We start from the raw sequence: 16,118 nt of genomic DNA, 5'->3' as shown, positions 1-16,118 counted from the left end.
CTGCGATAACCTAAACCTGCACCCTTGGAAGCAGGCACGATCGGCTCTGACGATAGCAGCCGTCAACATGTTAATCATAATCGGAGAATCTAATGTCGGAGAAAGCCTCCGGACGCCGCCAGCGCGGCGCCGAAAGCCACGCTTGGCTGTCACGCACAACGCATCCTATAAGCTCCCCAAATCAGGGAAAGACTTCGATGCACAACAACAAGGTCCGCGAACTCGCGAACTTCATCTGGGGCACCGCGGACACGCTCAGGGGCAAGTTCAAAGCGCATGATTATGGCAAGGTCATCCTGCCGTTTCTGGTGCTCCGTCGGCTCGATTGCCTACTCGCCAAGACGCAGAGCGCGACGATCGCCATGGCGGAAACGCTGCCCGAGGGGATCGACGAAGACACGCGCGATTTACTCCTGTTCGACGTTGCCAAGGCTGGCAAGGTCTACAATCTGTCACCCCTCACCTTCACCTCGATCAAGGGGCAGAACCCCGCGCAGCTGCACGATAATCTCGTCGCATATATCACCGGGTTCTCGGTCAACATGCGCGACATCTTCATCGACAAGTTCAAGTTCCTCGAGCAGCTGAAGGAACTGAAGGACCACGATATCTTGTGGGATGTTTTCGAACAGTTCACCACTGTCGATCTGTCACCAGCCACGGTATCCAACCTTGAGATGGGTTACGCATTCGAGGAGTTGATCCGTCGCTTCTCAGAGCAATCGAACGAGACGGCAGGCGAACACTTCACTCCGCGCGAGGTCGTCCATCTCATCGTCGACCTGCTCATCGCCAACGACAAGGCCCTGACCGGAAGAGGGCTCATCCGCACCGTCTACGATCCCGCGTGCGGAACGGGCGGCATCCTCTCGATCGCGGAAGCCGAAATCAAGGCAATCAACGAGGGCGTGCGCGTCGAGCTCTACGGTCAGGAGCTGAACAAGGAATCCTACGCGATCTGTCGGTCCGACATGCTGATCACCGGCCATGACCCTGAGCAGATCGCCTTCGGAGATACGCTGGCAGCCGACCAGCACCGCGGCCAGCGCTTCCACTGGATGATGTCGAACCCGCCCTATGGGGTCGACTGGAAGGCGTCCGCCAATGCCGTGAAAGCCGAAGCGAAGGAGCTGGGCGAAGACGGTCGCTTCGGTGCCGGCTTGCCGCGCATCTCGGACGGGCAACTCCTGTTTCTCCAGCACATGGTCGCCAAGATGCGCGACGATGTGCAGGGTTCGCAAATCGGTATCGTCATGAACGGCTCACCCATGTTCACCGGCGCGGCCGGCTCGGGCGAAAGCGATATCCGGCGCTGGCTGCTCGAGAATGACCTCGTCACCGCAATCGTCGCGCTGCCGACCGACCTATTCTACAACACCGGTATCCAGACCTTCGTCTGGATCCTCACCAACCGGAAGGAGGAGAAGCGGCGCGGCCACGTTCAGTTGATCGATGGCTCATCCTTTTGGCGGAAGATGCGCAAGTCACTCGGCATGAAGCGGCGCGAAATGTCGGAGGCGGACCGCGAGACTCTCGTCGGCTTGTTCTACGACGGCCGCCCCATGGACGTCGTGAGGTTCTCGGACGAGAGGGGCGACGGCTTGGGATACGGTCTCTTCCCGCCCGAGGAGACCGATGTGCCGATGCCGGAAGGGGCAAAGGTTCGTCGCGCGCCAGTGTCGCTCGTCGTGCCGAACAAGGCGTTTGGCTATCGCACCATTACCGTCGAACGCCCGCAGCGCGACGAGGAAGGCAAGCCGATGCGTGTCGCGCGCGGCAAGAACAAGGGTGCGCTGCTGCCCGATCCGGCCCTCCGCGACACCGAGACCGTGCCGCTTCTCGAAGACGTGCAGGAATTTTTCGAGCGAAAGGTCCTACCGCACGCGCCCGATGCCTGGATCGACGAGAGCAAGACGCGGATCGGCTACGAGATCCCGTTCAACCGCTTCTTCTACGTGTTCGAGGAACCTCGGCCGCTCGAAGAGATCGACGCCGATCTCGCGGCGGTTACGGCTGAGATCCAGGCAATGCTTACGGAGATGGCGGCGTGAGCATCGTTTCGTATCCAGACTATCGTGAAAGCGCCCTCGAATTCCTTCCATCAATCCCATCCGGATGGACTGTCGGCCGCTTGAAGGACTGGTTCGAACTACGTTCCAGCAACGTGGACAAGCATTCGATCGAGGACGAGCAAGAAGTCCGCCTCTGCAACTACACCGACGTCTACTACAACGACGTCATCATGTCTTCGGCCGATATGATGATCGCGACCGCGCGAGCGGACCAGATCGACCGGTTCCAACTACGCGCCGGGGACGTGCTGATCACAAAGGATTCGGAAACCGCCGACGACATCGCCGTCCCCGCCTTAGTTACGGTCAACCTTCCCGGAGTCTTGTGTGGCTATCACCTCGCCATCCTCCGGTCACGCGGTCCCGCCAGCGGGCCGTTCCTTCGGTATTGGTTTCTCTCCGACTATGCGAAGAGCCTATTCGAAGTCCGTGCTAACGGCCTTACGCGGGTTGGACTTCCCCAATCCGCCATCAACGATGCGCCCATAGCCATACCAAGCGTCGGTGAGCAGCGCGCTATCGCAGTCTTCCTCGACCGCGAAACCAAAAAGATCGACGCGACCATTACAACGCAAGAGCGCCTGATCGAATTTCTTACCGAGAAGCAGGCCACCGCAATTTGCAGTGCGATTACCGGTCGTTCGGTCGTGACGAAGCCTACGAAACACAGCGGCGTGCAATGGCTTGGAGCAATACCAACTCATTGGCAGGTCCATCGATTAGCGAACCTTTTTCAAGAAGTGAACCTGCCGTCCGACGAGACACGCCCAATCCTCAGCATCTCGATTCATCACGGTGCTTCCAACGATGAGCTGTCCGAGGGTGAAAGCGGCCGAAAGGTCACTCGTAGCGAGGACCGGTCAACCTATAAGGCCGTCGAACCCGGTGACCTCGTCTACAACATGATGCGTGCCTGGCAGGGCGGGTTTGGCGCGGTGAAGGTCATGGGCGCCGTCTCGCCGGCCTACGTCGTAGCCCGGCCATCCTCGCCCCACTTATCCGAATACGTCGAACTCGTTCTCAGGACGCCAAACGCGATTGCCGAGATGAAGCGATACTCACGCGGAATCACCGATTTCCGCATGCGGCTCTACTGGGATCGCTTCAAGGATATCGAGATAGCGCTCCCGCCGGAAGACGAGATGATCGAAATCCTGGAGCACGTAAGACAGCTGAAGGCCGAGACGTCTCGCGTCGTCGACGCCGCCAACCGCATGAACGCCATGCTGCGCGAACGCCGTGCTGCCCTGATAACCGCCGCCGTCACAGGGAAGATTGACGTGCGCGATCAAAACCACGTGAGTAAGGAAGAGGCCGCATGAGCAAGCCACGCAAGGCCTCCAGCATCCACCTGGAGGAAGTGATCGAACAGCACATGGTCGACGAGCTCGTCGAGCACCAGGGCTACCGCCTGCGCAGCGATTCAGACTACGATCGCGATCTGGCGCTGGATACGCGCCTGACCATCGAATTCGTGAAGACAACGCAGCCCGAAGAATGGGAAAAGCTGGAAAGCCATTACGGCAGTTCGGCCGAGAAGGAATTCCTGAACCAGGTCGCCGCCAATCTCAAGCGTTCTGGCACCCTGCCGGTACTGCGGCAGGGCATTAAGATCGTGCCGGGAATCAAGTTCGTCCTGTGCGCCTTCCAGCCGGCCTCGAACGTCAATCCGGCTCTCCGGGCTCGCTACGAGGCCAACGTCCTCTCCGTCATCCGTCAGGTCCATTACAGTCGGCGCAACGAGAACGCGATCGACGTCGTGATCTTCGTCAACGGCATCCCGGTCGCGACCTTCGAGCTCAAGAACGAGCTGACCGGTTCGACTTTCCGGCACGCCGAGAAGCAGTATCGCAAGGACCGCTCGCCTGCCAACGAACCGTTACTGACCTTCAAGCGCGGTTCGCTCGTCCACTTCGCCATGGACACATCCAACGTCTCGATGACGACAAGGCTCATGAACGGGAAGACTCGCTTCCTCCCGTTCAACCGCGGCCGCCACAAGGGCGCCGGCAACCCCGACATCACGGGGGAACACCGAACCGCATACATGTGGGCCGACCAGCCCGAAGGGCGTGCCGTCCTCTCGCGCGAGGTCCTCCTCGACGTCATCGGCAATCTTCTGCATCTCGAGACCGAGGAGGTGTTTCTGCCGGACGGATCGCTGGACAAACGCGAGACTATGATCTTCCCGCGCTTCCAGCAGCTCGATGCCGTCCGGCGCATGATCGCCGACGCCCGTCAGCACGGCACGGGCCGCAACTATCTAGTTCAGCACTCAGCTGGCTCGGGCAAGACGAACACGATCGCCTGGACGGCACATCGCGTCATCACACTTCACGACGAGAACGACGCGCCCTTGTTCGACACGGCCATCATCGTGAGCGACCGTCTCGTCCTCGATCGCCAACTCCAGAACACCGTCCAGAAGCTCGCCCAGACACCGGGTGTGGTGAAGATCATCGACGGCACCTCCAAGCAGCTCAAGGCCGCTCTCGACAGTGGCGCGCGCATCATTGTAACGACCATTCAGAAGTTCTCGACCGAGCACCTCAGCACCATCTCGGGCCAAGCCGGTCGCAAATTCGCCGTCATCATCGACGAGGCGCACGGCAGCCAGTCGGGCAAGAGCGCCCAGGCGATGTCGGAGGCGCTATCGCGAGACCACGAGGGCACCGCGGAGACGTTCGAGGACGTCGTCGCGGCCTATCAGGAAGCGCGCGGCCCCCAGCCCAACATCAGCTACTTCGCCTTCACCGCGACTCCACGCACGGCCACGCTAGAGCGCTTCGGCCGCAAGGGCGAGAACGGCACGCCCGAACCCTTCCACCTCTACTCCATGCGGCAGGCGATCGAGGAGGGCTTCATCCTCGACGTGCTGCAGAATTACATGACTTACAAGGCCTACTACCAGCTCGAGAAGGCGATCGAGGATGACCCTGACCTCGACACCAAGCGCAGTCGTCGGCGCATCGCCAGGTTCGCATCGTTGCACCCCGCGGCCATCGACCAGAAGGTCGAGGTCATCGTCGAGCATTTCCGTCGTCACGTCGCCCATGAATTGGACGGCCAGGGAAAGGCCATGATCGTCACGCAGAGTCGCGAACACGCCTTCAACTACTATCGGCGCCTGCAAGGGTACATCGAAGCCAACGGTTACGACGGCCTCAAAGCTCTCGTCGCCTTCTCGGGGCCTTTGCGCGTCGATGGCGAGACCTACACCGAGGCGGAACTTAATGGATTCGCCGAGACAGAGCTGCCCAAACGCTTCGACGGTGATCAGTATCAAGTACTCATCGTCGCCGAGAAATATCAGACCGGATTCGACCAGCCCAAGCTCGTGGCGATGTATGTCGACCGCAAGCTCGCCGGACTACAGGCGGTGCAGACCCTCTCGCGCCTCAATCGCATCTATCCGGACAAGCGGCACACTTACGTGCTCGACTTCCAGAACACGATCGAGGACATCCAGGCCGCGTTCGAACCCTTCTATGGCGAAACCAGCCTGGAGGCGAACTCCGATCCCAACCAGATCTACACGCTCGAGCGCAGATTGCACGAGTTCGGCATCATTCATGGTGCAGAAGTCGAACGCTTCGCCGAGACCTACTACAGGTCCGAACTCGGTGGCCACGACCGGGCGAAACTCGAAGGCATCGTTCGCGAGGCCGTCATGCGGTTCGAAAACGAGGATGAGGAGGAACAGGAGGAGTTCCGGCAGGTGGTGAAGAGCTACCTGCGCTTCTACAGCTTTCTCAGCCAAATCATGGCCCTCGGCGACACCGATCTGGAGAAGCTCTACTCTTACGGCACATGGCTGAATCGGTTGCTGCCGGATCGAGAAATCCCAGGGGACATCGAGATCACCGACGACATGGTGCGACTACAGGCCGTGACCCTGAAGGAGAAGGAAAAGGGCTCCGCTTCGCTCGCTCCAGACGCAGGGACGAAACTCAGCCCGATCAGCGAGTTCGGGGCCAAGCCCTACACCGAGGAGGAGCAGCGCTCTCTGTCAGAGATCGTATCCTCATTCAACGATCGGCATGGGACCGAGTTCACCGACGCCGACTTCGTGCGATACGAGGCTGTCAATGAGGAGATAATGACCGACGAGCTCGTCGAGATGCTCCGCAACAATCCCGATGATGTCGTCTATAAGGCCTTCGCCGAGATGTTTTTCCGCGGCTCCGTCCGCTCGTTCCAGCGAGACAACGAGATGAAAAGCGCGATGCTTACCGATCCCAAGGTGCGCGAGCAGATCACCCGTCATTTCTTCCGCCGTGCGCGTCGGCTGGCGAACGAGGAAAGGGACGCCGCCTAGACTTCCACAGCAGAACATTAATGGAACGATTGCTTGAGCGAGAGCTGGCGGGTAAGATCAGAGCATGAACGATAAGCCCAGCAATCGCGATTATTTCGACATCGGCCTTGTGGTGCCACTCGAGGACGAGTTGCTCCAACTGATCAATCGCTTCCCGCCCACCGAGAACAGGGGAACCGATACCGTCTGGTGCCATGTCGTCGACAGTGGCCATGCGGACGTGCGCATGATCGTTATTCAGCAGTCTTCGATGGGCAACCGTCATGCCACGAACGCCACGCAATATCTGCACGAGCACTTCGATATCGGACTTACGGTATGCCTCGGGATCGCTGGCGGGATCAGCAATGATCTCGATCTCGCCGACGTTTGCTACAGCGGACACATTGCCGACGTACTCGACAACAACAAGGTGGTGGACATCGACGACGGCAAAGCTCTCGATATCGAATTCTCGCCCACCCACTATTCGACGCCGACGCGCTTCACGCGGGCGTTTAATTTCATGCGAACGCAACCGCAGCTCATTCCCGTGTATGACGCATGGCAGCAGGAGCGCGAGGCGATCGCAACGAAGGACATACCCGATGAGGTGCCTAGCCGCGGCGAGACCCTTGAACGAATTGGGAGGACGACCACCAAGGACGGCACGATCGTTTGTGGAATGGTCGACAAGAGCGCGCTCTACAACAAGAAGCTGAAGGGTGTCGAACGTGCGCTTCTTGCGATCGAGACCGAGTCAGGCGGTGTGTTCTCACAAGCGAAATTCCGTGACGACAAACCCGCGATGACGATCCGTGGTATCTCCGACTACGCGGACGGCAATAAGACCAAGCTGGAAGATGCAACCAAGGGCACAGTAAGGAAATTGGCGGCAGCCAATGCAGCGAGCTTCCTGCACCTCAACATCACGGCCAACCCTTACTTCCAACGCGCCCTTCTCGAGCTGCGCGGATCCGGAGACGACCTTCTCGATCTGGGGGTCGAGGATGAAACGGACGTTCCTCTGAAGCAGGTCATGCAGACGATCGAGGCGGAGATCGATGAGACTCTCAGACGTCTGTCTCCCGAATACAAGCTGCAGGAGAAGGGGTATCGCCTACCTGTCCCGCGTATTCGGAAGACGCCTCAATCGGGCGATCCAGTCGACGCCCAGCAGGAGGCGATCGATGTGCGCGAGGTGCTCAAGACGCGCGAACGCACACTGATCAACATTCCACGTTCCTATCCCGACCAGAGCCTGCCCTGGGTGATCGCGGCCGACCTCCTCACCTGCGAGATCGACGGTCTCCAGGCCGTCCCGATCGTCATCGATGGCGATGCCATTCGCGGCAAACAGGATACATTCGTGAGCGCGGCGGCGGTCGACCTCGACAAGCTGAAGCAGACGGATGGCGTCAAGATGGTTTTCGTCGTCGAGAACATGCCCTTTTCGTCAAAGCACAGGATCGACACAATTCTCGAGCAGTGCGACGCGTATCCCGATGCCCGGTTCCTATTTGTAAGCCGCGGCGATGACGCTCTGATCGGTGAGACGTCGTTCATGAACCGATCCGCTGCGGCCCCATACGACGCCGGGAAGGTCTCTTTCCTGGAGATAGCGTTCTTCCTCGAGAAGAACTTCCAGATGGGTTGCCAGGAATCCGAAGTGATCGCGAACAGGCTCTACAAGACCTTCGACAACTTCCGTCTGGACGCCCATCCCACCTACTTCGCCGGGATACCGAAGGAGACCCTAACGGCATTGCTCAACGCCAATCGTCGGTCCGAACTGATCCAGCTGGCCGTGGTGGGTTTCCTGACCTTCCTCGTCGCTGGTGATCAAGCTGACATAAATCTCGGCCGCACCACGCGCGAGAGGTTTCTGCGCAAGCTCGTCGTGGAAATGCGCTTGGAGAAGCGTAATTTCGATGAAGCCGAACTGGTCGCGTTCGCCAAGGAATTTGCCGACAGGCACGACTTTCAGATCAAGCCATTGCAGTTCGTCAACGATTTCGTCGACAATGGTATCATGCACTTCGAACAGGGGCGCGCGCAGATATCGCTGCCTTTCATCGAATCATACCTTCTCGCTCAAGAACTGCATGATCATCCCAGATTGGCATCGCGCTACTTCCAGATGGTCGAACCATTCGACTATCCGGCCTTCGAACTCTACGCGGAGATCGGAGCATCCGACGAGATAGTGCAGGCCGTCATCGAAACGCTGAAGGCCGCCACGGACGACCTGAAGAAGCTAAATCCCGGCGACAACATCATGCTGTCCGAAGAGATCTCGCCCATCGCGATCCGGCGCACCGAGGCCACCGACAGGATGCGGGAACGGCTCAAGAACGCCGCGAAGGCGGTACGCGAAGGGTCGCGCAACGCCGAACAGAAACAGCAAATGCTGGACGTTTCCGAACAGGTCCGCGAAGAGGCCGGCAAACAGTTCGCCGACGATGACGACGAGGCCGTCAGTAAGCGCTTCGAGCATCTGGACCGACTCGGTGCTGCGTGGACCAGAGCTGTTGTCCTTCTGGGGCAGGGAGCCGAGCATCTCGAGGCGAAGGAGAAGCGCGACCTCAGCGCCAAGGTGGTCGATGGCGCGGCGGTTGCGCTGGACGAGTGGAGCCGCATCAACCTCGAAATCGATTTCGGCAAGATGAAAGAGGATCTGACCACCGACGAGGCCTTGAACGCTACGGACTTCCCGGATGAAATCGAAGATCGGCGTAGATTCGTCGGAAGCATCATCGACGTGATGGAATACGCGATCCTGGCGCAGCCAATTCGGCAGATATTCGGATATCTTGCGGAACAGGCCCGGCACCCGGCCCTCTACATGAGCGTCGACAAGTCGGAGGTCGAAGGCAAGCTGGAGACGCTGATAAAGGCATCTTGGATGGTCGACCTGATGCCCAAGAGCGGCAGGAAGTACCTCAAGGAAAGCATGAAGGCTCTACCGCGCGCGAGCTTCCTGCGCTACACGATCGCAAGTCACTATCTCTCGCGACTGTTCTGGGCACACTGGGACAAGGAAAACCGCACCGTCATGCTCGAGGCGGCACAGGATGTGGTAAAGCCACTCGGCGTGAACATCGACAAGCCGAAGCTGGAAAAGCTGATCAAGACAAAGGATTGATCGTTCAGGATCGGGTCGTGGAGAAGAGCCTCCCCCGTAGAAGCGCTATACTGGACCCAGACATTCTACGAGCTCCAGCGCCTTGGTGCGAACAATGCTCCTCATCTTCATAAGTCTGACCGCCGCAGAGTGTTCGTTGCGATCCGCCAGTGCGAGGACGGCCTCAGTCACCGCGTCCGAGTGACGCATGAGGACGACGAGCGCCGTGCCACTGGGGCCATTGCGAGCCAACAGCCAGTTATGGACCGTCCGTTCATTGGTTCCTGTCAGACGCGCCAGATGCTTCACATGAGACGGTATGGTGCCGAAGTCCGCCTTCAGGGCCTCTGCCACCACCTCCGCCAGCAATGCGCCCGTTTCCGCAGCGGGATCGATCGGAAACCGATTTCCGTTTCCACCGCGAAGTTTTCGGTCATCCGTAGAAAAAGACATTCCACCATACTCCCCTTATGCCGAACGGGTTCATCGGGAGAGATGCCCGACTCGCTAGACCCGGTGCCAGGCATGATGGAAGCGGAAGGGAAAAATACGAAGACAAAGGCGGCGCAATACGTACGCATGTCTACCGATCATCAGCGCTATTCGACCGAGAACCAAGCCGAGATCATCGAAGCCTACGCCGCACGACGGAACTTCGAGATCGTCAGGACCTATGCCGACGAAGGGCGCAGCGGCCTCAGCATCGCAGGACGGGATTCGCTTAAGCGCCTCATCGATGATGTCCAACAAGGGCATGCCGACTACGAGGCTATCCTCGTCTACGACATCAGCCGGTGGGGCCGTTTCCAGGATGCCGACGAGAGCGCCTACTACGAATTCATCTGCCGCGAGCGCGGGATAAACATCCATTACTGCGCAGAGCAGTTCGACAACGACGGCAGCCTGCCGTCAACCGTCATGAAGAACATAAAGCGGGCGATGGCCGGGGAATACAGCCGCGAACTCTCGGCCAAGGTTTTCACGGGACAATGCCGCTTGATCCGACTCGGTTATCGTCAGGGAGGCCCTGCAGGTTATGGGCTGCGTCGCCACCTCGTGAACGAGCGGGACGAACCGAAAGCGCCTCTGGCGCGCGGCGAGCACAAGAGTCTTCAAACGGACCGGGTAATCCTCGTGCCGGGACCAGAGGAAGAGGTGCGGACGGTCGAAAGGATCTACCGCCTGTTCGTCCTGCAACGCCGCTCCGAACGCGAAATCGCCGAGATACTCAACTTGGACGGCATCACAACCGACCTCGAACGTCCATGGACCAGAGGAACTGTCAGGCAGATCCTCAACAACGAGAAATACATCGGCAACAATGTGTACAACCGCATCTCCAATAAGCTGAAGCGCAAACGCGTCGTCAACGAGCCGGAGATGTGGGTGCGAGGGGACGGTGCGTTCGCGGCAATCATCGATCGTGAACTGTTCAACGCGGCACAGGCGATCCTCGCTGCACGGACACGGCGCTTCAGCGACGACGAACTGCTCGGTATGCTGTCGAACCTCCTGTTATCGAGGGGTGCGCTATCGGGACTGCTGATCGACGAAGACGACGAGATGCCTTCGACTGCCGCGTATCGGCATAGGTTCGGCAGTCTCGTGCGCGCATACCAGCTGATCGGCTATACCCCCGATCGCGATTATCGCTATCTCGAGACCAACCGCGTGCTGCGGCTTCTCCAGCGTGACGCGTTCGAGCATACGGTCGAGCGCATCCGCGAAATGGCCTTAGGCATTGAGGTCGATCCCCAGACCGATATCATCGTGGCCAACGGTGAGGTATCGATCTCGCTCGCCATGATCCGGTGCACCGAAACCGGTGCCGGCTCGCTTCGATGGAAGCTGCGCTTCGATAGCAGGCACCGTCCCGACATCACCCTCGCGGTCAGGATGAACCCGGACAACCAAAGCGTCCGCGACTATTACCTACTGCCATGGCTTGACCTTGGGCGACTGGTAACGATGCAAATGGGCGAGGAGAACGGTATCGCCCTGGACGCCTATCGCACCGACGATCTCGAACCTTTGTATCACATGCTCAGGCGCTATCCGATCGGAAGGGCGGCATGAACGGCGAGATCATCAGCATTCCTATCGAAGCGATCGAAGTCCTCAATCCCAGGGCACGCAACAAGCGCATCTTCGAAGAGCTCGTCGAAAGCATAGCGAAGGTCGGACTTAAACGTCCGATCACGGTTCGCAGAGCGGAAGCCGGCGACGGCTACGAGCTCGTCTGTGGGCAGGGGCGGAAAGAAGCCTTCCAGAAGCTCGGTCAATCCACGATCCCGGCAATGGTCGTCGATGCGACTCGCGAAGAATGCTTCGTCATGAGCCTGGTCGAGAACCTCGCCCGCCGCAATCTTTCACCGCTCGAACTCATCCGGGAAGTCGGGCGTCTGCGAGAGCAGGGCTACACGCATTCCGCGATCGGAGAGAAGATCGGGTTCAGCGCAGAATATGTGTATTCGATTGCTGGTCTGCTCGAACGGGGTGAGGAGCGCCTGCTCGATGCTGTCGAGCGCGGCATCATTCCGCATACGATCGCCGCCGAGATATCCAAGGCCAACGACGAGGACGTGCAGCGAGCGCTGACCGAGGCCTACGAGAACGGAAGCCTTCCGGGTGATCAGATCCTGGCCATCCGCCGTATCGTCGATGATCGCAACCTGATTGGGAAGGGCATCAAGAGCATCCGGACCGGCAAGCCACGGACGGCCGCCCCTACCTCTGCGGCGCTGGTGCGCGCCTATCAGAAGGAAGTCGATCGGCAGCGCCAGTTGCTCAAGAAAGCAGGACTGGCACAAGGGCGCCTTGCGTTCATCACTTCGGCGATGGGACGCCTGTTGGCCGAGGACCATTTCGTCGCGCTCCTGCGGGCCGAAGGAATGACCACTCTGCCCCAGCCGATCGCTGAACGGCTTGGCCTCGCGGAAGCGTGATATGAGCGAAGCAATACGAATATCGTTCGAACAGAAGGTGCTCGATCTTCCTCTGGACAGGCTGCTGCCGTTGCGGCCCATGACGGCGCGTATCACCGGCTCGAGGAAATATGCGAGAATCGCGACCTCCATAAAAGAGATCGGCGTGATCGAGCCTCTCGCTGTGACAAAAGCGGATTCCTCGGGTCGCCATATGCTGCTGGACGGTCACCTCCGGCTCCATGCCATCAGGGAAGAGGGAAAAGCGAACGCTCCCTGCATCGTCGCCGATGACGACGAGGCTTTCACCTATAACAAGCGGGTAAACCGACTCGCTACCGTCCAAGAACACTACATGATCCAGCGGGCGCTCGATCGCGGCGTTCCGGCCAGCATGATCGCCGCCGCGCTCGGGATCGATGCTAAGCTGGTCCAACGCCGGAGCAAGCTGCTGGACGGCATCGCTCCGGAAGCGGTCGATATCCTGAAGGATCGTCCAGTCAATCCGCAGGTCTTCGATACCTTGCGCAGGATGAAGCCGGAGCGGCAGTTCGCCACCGCTGAGCTGATGGCATCTATGAACAATTTCACCGCCACCTATGCGAAGGCCATCCTCGCAGCGACCAGGCAGGAAGAGCTCGCCAGGCCTGAACGGCCGAAGAAGGTAAAGGGCGTGACGCCCGAACAAATGGCGCGGATGGAACGGGAGCTCGAATCCCTAAACAAGGATTTCCGGGCAGTCGAAGCCACGTTCGGCGACGATGTCCTCCATCTCGTCCTGGCATCGCGCTATATTGAACGCCTTATCGCGAACGATGCAATTTTCGCCTATGTCGAGGACAAGCATCCTGAGATCCTTGCCGAGTTCCATAACATCATCGCCGCCGGCACGCTGGACGCTGTAACGTAGATCAATCAGCATTCGTTGCTTTCAAAGACCACAGCAGCAGACCCTTCTCGCCTTGACGTGAAACCAGCAGTTCTCGATCACGCAAATTCCTCAGGGCCGCGCCTACCCTCTTCTGTATCGTCTTCAGCAATCTGGCATCGGCCGCATTGAGCTCGCGCTCGGCCATCAGGCGAAGTGTTATGGCCTTGCTATCCAGCGCGTCGCCCGTTGTCCGAAGCATATGCAGGATGGAGCGCGTAACCTGCCCCTTGAAAGCAACATGGCGCGGAGGCAATGGCTTGGCCTTCACTTCCGTAAGATCAGCCTCGGGATCGAAAAGCAAGATCGTCTGGTCGATGTGATCGAGGTTGATCAGCGCTTCTCGCAACCGGTCCTGCAGACCCTCGACGAGGCCTGCTATCTCGCTTCGCTTCGTCAGCAGGCCTGATAGGACATTCGGGCGGTCAGTAGAAGGAAGTTCCGGTATCTGATCAGCGGTCGTCATGGACTCGATTGTTAACGGAAAATATGTTATTCTTCAGCAGGATATTTTGGTGCAATAACTCCACCATACCGGAGTTCCAGCGCGCGGTGCTCGATTCGCTGCGCCAGCCGCTCGAGACCGGCAAGGTCGACGTCGCCCGCGCCAACGCGCATGTCACCTTCCCGGCTCAGGTCCAGCTGATCGCGGCGATGAACCCGTGCCGTTGCGGCCATCTCGGCGATCCCGCGCTCGCCTGCAGCCGCGCGCCGCGCTGCGCGGCCGATTACCAGAGCAAGGTTTCGGGCCCGCTGCTCGACCGCATCGATCTCCACGTCGAGGTCGATCCGGTCAGCGCCGCCGATCTCGCGCTGCCGCCGCCGGCGGAAGGCAGCGCGGAGGTCGCGGCACGGGTCGCGACGGCAAGGCAGGTTCAGACCGCCCGGCGCGAGGAGACCGGAGTGCGGACCAATGCCCAACTCGACGGCGATGCGCTCGAACGATACGCGACGCCCGACGAGGCGGGTCGCAAGCTCCTGTTGCAGGCGGCCGAAGCGATGCGTCTCACCGCAAGGGGATACACGCGGATCCTGCGCGTTGCCCGCACGATCGCAGACCTCGCGGGGGCCGTACAGACCGGCCGCATTCATGTTGCCGAGGCGTTGAGCTACCGGCGGCAGCCGCCCCGAGCCTGAGACGCAGCGTCAGGCGGTCGGACCGGCCAGTTCGACCCGGTTGCGGCCCTCTCCCTTGGCCCGGTACAGCGCCTCGTCCGCGGCGCGCAGCGCGGCGCGCTGGTCCGGATAGGCGAAGACATCGGCGAGACCGCCCGAAAAGGTGATCGCCCCGATGGGCTTGTCGGTGGCGCGATTGACGAAGGACCGGTCCGCCAGCCGTTCGCGCACCCGTTCGAGCTTGGCATGCGCTTCGGCGAGGGTCAGTCCGCGGAACAAGAGGACGAATTCGTCGCCCCCCTGCCGCGCCACGTGGCAATTGTCGTTGGAAGCCTGGGCCAGCGTCTGGGCGATCATCTGGATGACCCGGTCGCCGGTCTCGTGACCGTGGGTGTCGTTGACCGGCTTGAAATGGTCGATGTCGCAAAAGGCGACGCAGAGCGGTTCGACCTGGCTGCGGGCCTCGCGGTAGTGGTGTTCGAGCAGCCCTTCGAAAGCGCGCCGGTTCGGCAGGCCGGTCAGGTGGTCGAGATCGGCGGCGCGCTGTGCTTTCTCGAGATTGGCGCGAAGGGTCGCGGCCTCGCGCTCGCTGCGCTTCATCTCGCTTTCCGCCTGCCGTGTCCGTTCGAGCAGCGCCTTTGTCAGATCGGCGAGGCTGGCGAGCAATTGCCCCGTGGTATCGGTCGAATCGATGGTGCGGGCATGTTCGCTGAGCGCGATCTTGTAATCGGTTGCGGCGCTGCGCGCGGTGCGGGCGGTGCGCGAAAAGGATTCGATCGAGTGGTCGAGGTTCGAGCGCAGGAGATCGAACTCCGAAGTGTCGGCCGGCGCTTCCTCGTCACGGCCGACGAGCGAATCGAGCCACAACTGGGTGATCCCCAGCCCTTCCCGCTCCCGTTCGTCGATCTTGCGGGCGAGATGGAGGTCTTCGCCCGACAGCGCGGCGTGGGCGCGGACGAGATTGGCGCGGGTCGTCTCCAGTTCGTGAAACCGCAGGAAGCCGGCGATGCGATCGAGCAGATCGCCCTGTTCGGTGCCCTCGTCGCGGACATTCCTGCTGCCTACCAGGTTGAGGAGGCGCTTCACCGTCCCCGACAAATTTTGGCTGGCAATGCCTGCCTCGTTCATTGCAATAGCCCCATTCTGCAAATGCGGCATCGCGACCTGATGCGGCTGATCGGACAACCGATAGCGCAAGGTGGTTAACGCTCGCCTTACTTGGCCGCTCGCAGCCCTACCAGCTCGCGCAGGGCGGATTTGACGAGCGTCTCAGACCGTTTCGCTGCGCGGATCGAGGTCGAGGTTGATCTCGGTCGGCCGATGATCTTCATTGCCTTCGAACTTGCGGAGGAAATCCTCGATGGGGACCGCCTGGCTGCGGTTAACCAGCGGATTGGCCGTGTCGCTGTCGAGCGCGCGCATCTCGTCCGGCGTCAGGCGGACATGAAGATAGGGGACCCAGACGTCCCCGTATTCCGCCTTCTGGTACCACACGTCGATGACGTCGTAGCTGGCCCAGTCGCCATCGGGCTCCATCAGGCGGATGCCCTCGCCGATGCGGGGAACGCAGACCAGCTTGAGGGTGAAGGTGGTCTGGTGCGTTTCGTTCTGGACTTCGGCTTCGATCACGCGCGGCCACTTCTGCTGACGATCCGGG

Annotated in this window: 11 protein-coding genes and 1 pseudogene; 8 read left to right on the top strand and 4 right to left on the bottom strand. The window is 60.2% G+C overall.

The genetic code is table 11. The features are described from left to right. Positions 1–197 precede the first annotated feature (197 nt). The 4 genes from ACGHN1_RS02750 to ACGHN1_RS02735 all read left to right on the top strand — a co-directional run bounded on the left by ACGHN1_RS02750 (position 198) and on the right by ACGHN1_RS02735 (position 9,514). Positions 198–2,051, top strand: a complete 1,854-nt coding sequence (locus tag ACGHN1_RS02750) for an N-6 DNA methylase (RefSeq protein WP_390548111.1) — start codon at positions 198–200, stop codon at positions 2,049–2,051. After that, positions 2,048–3,394, top strand: a complete 1,347-nt coding sequence (locus ACGHN1_RS02745) for a restriction endonuclease subunit S (protein WP_390548109.1) — start codon at positions 2,048–2,050, stop codon at positions 3,392–3,394. The genes ACGHN1_RS02750 and ACGHN1_RS02745 overlap by 4 nt, the downstream gene beginning before the upstream one ends. Next, positions 3,391–6,390 carry a type I restriction endonuclease subunit R gene (locus ACGHN1_RS02740; RefSeq protein ID WP_390548107.1) on the top strand — a complete coding sequence of 1,000 codons (3,000 nt, stop codon included), beginning with the start codon at positions 3,391–3,393 and terminating at the stop codon, positions 6,388–6,390. The genes ACGHN1_RS02745 and ACGHN1_RS02740 overlap by 4 nt, the downstream gene beginning before the upstream one ends. 64 nt (positions 6,391–6,454) lie before the next feature. After that, on the top strand, positions 6,455–9,514 hold the full coding sequence (locus ACGHN1_RS02735; protein WP_390548105.1) for a hypothetical protein: 3,060 nt from the start codon (positions 6,455–6,457) through the stop codon (positions 9,512–9,514). 45 nt (positions 9,515–9,559) lie between these two features. On the opposite strand, the gene ACGHN1_RS02730 is transcribed toward ACGHN1_RS02735, so the two are convergent. Beyond that, positions 9,560–9,946, bottom strand: a complete 387-nt coding sequence (locus ACGHN1_RS02730; RefSeq protein ID WP_390548104.1) for a hypothetical protein — start codon at positions 9,944–9,946, stop codon at positions 9,560–9,562. Between the two features lie 72 nt (positions 9,947–10,018). Here ACGHN1_RS02730 and ACGHN1_RS02725 point away from each other — a divergent pair, with 72 nt between their 5' ends. From ACGHN1_RS02725 to ACGHN1_RS02715, 3 genes are read left to right on the top strand one after another with little or no spacing between them, the layout of a single operon-like run. Continuing rightward, positions 10,019–11,569: a recombinase family protein gene (locus ACGHN1_RS02725; protein ID WP_390548102.1), complete on the top strand. Its 1,551-nt coding sequence runs from the start codon at positions 10,019–10,021 to the stop codon at positions 11,567–11,569. Beyond that, on the top strand, positions 11,566–12,438 hold the full coding sequence (locus ACGHN1_RS02720; protein ID WP_390548100.1) for a plasmid partitioning protein RepB C-terminal domain-containing protein: 873 nt from the start codon (positions 11,566–11,568) through the stop codon (positions 12,436–12,438). Before ACGHN1_RS02725 ends, ACGHN1_RS02720 begins: the two co-directional genes overlap by 4 nt. A gap of 1 nt (position 12,439) precedes the next feature. Continuing rightward, positions 12,440–13,327 (top strand): plasmid partitioning protein RepB C-terminal domain-containing protein, encoded by an 888-nt coding sequence (locus ACGHN1_RS02715; RefSeq protein WP_390548099.1) that lies wholly within the window; start codon positions 12,440–12,442, stop codon positions 13,325–13,327. A gap of 1 nt (position 13,328) precedes the next feature. Here the strand turns inward: ACGHN1_RS02715 and ACGHN1_RS02710 are convergent, their stop codons facing one another. Beyond that, positions 13,329–13,811, bottom strand: coding sequence for a hypothetical protein (locus ACGHN1_RS02710; RefSeq protein ID WP_390548097.1), 483 nt, complete (start codon positions 13,809–13,811; stop codon positions 13,329–13,331). 65 nt (positions 13,812–13,876) lie between these two features. Between ACGHN1_RS02710 and ACGHN1_RS02705 the strand changes: the two are divergent. Next, positions 13,877–14,482: pseudogene (locus ACGHN1_RS02705) on the top strand (ATP-binding protein); the annotation flags it as partial. Positions 14,483–14,491: 9 nt separating this feature from the next. Here ACGHN1_RS02705 and ACGHN1_RS02700 read toward each other — a convergent pair. Together ACGHN1_RS02700 and ACGHN1_RS02695 are read right to left on the bottom strand one after the other, a co-directional pair. Further along, the gene (locus tag ACGHN1_RS02700; RefSeq protein ID WP_390548095.1) at positions 14,492–15,547 is read right to left on the bottom strand and encodes a diguanylate cyclase domain-containing protein; all 1,056 of its coding nucleotides are present in this window, start codon (positions 15,545–15,547) and stop codon (positions 14,492–14,494) included. A 183-nt stretch (positions 15,548–15,730) separates the two neighbouring features. Continuing rightward, complete coding sequence (locus tag ACGHN1_RS02695; protein WP_390548093.1) at positions 15,731–16,090, bottom strand: hypothetical protein; 360 nt, start codon at positions 16,088–16,090, stop codon at positions 15,731–15,733. Positions 16,091–16,118 lie beyond the last annotated feature (28 nt).

Origin of the sequence: Qipengyuania sp. MTN3-11 (assembly GCF_042851825.1) — a bacterium.
Classification (GTDB): Bacteria; Pseudomonadota; Alphaproteobacteria; order Sphingomonadales; family Sphingomonadaceae; genus Qipengyuania.
Note: the sequence above shows the minus strand (reverse complement) of the source record. Positions and strands in the feature narration are given on the sequence as shown.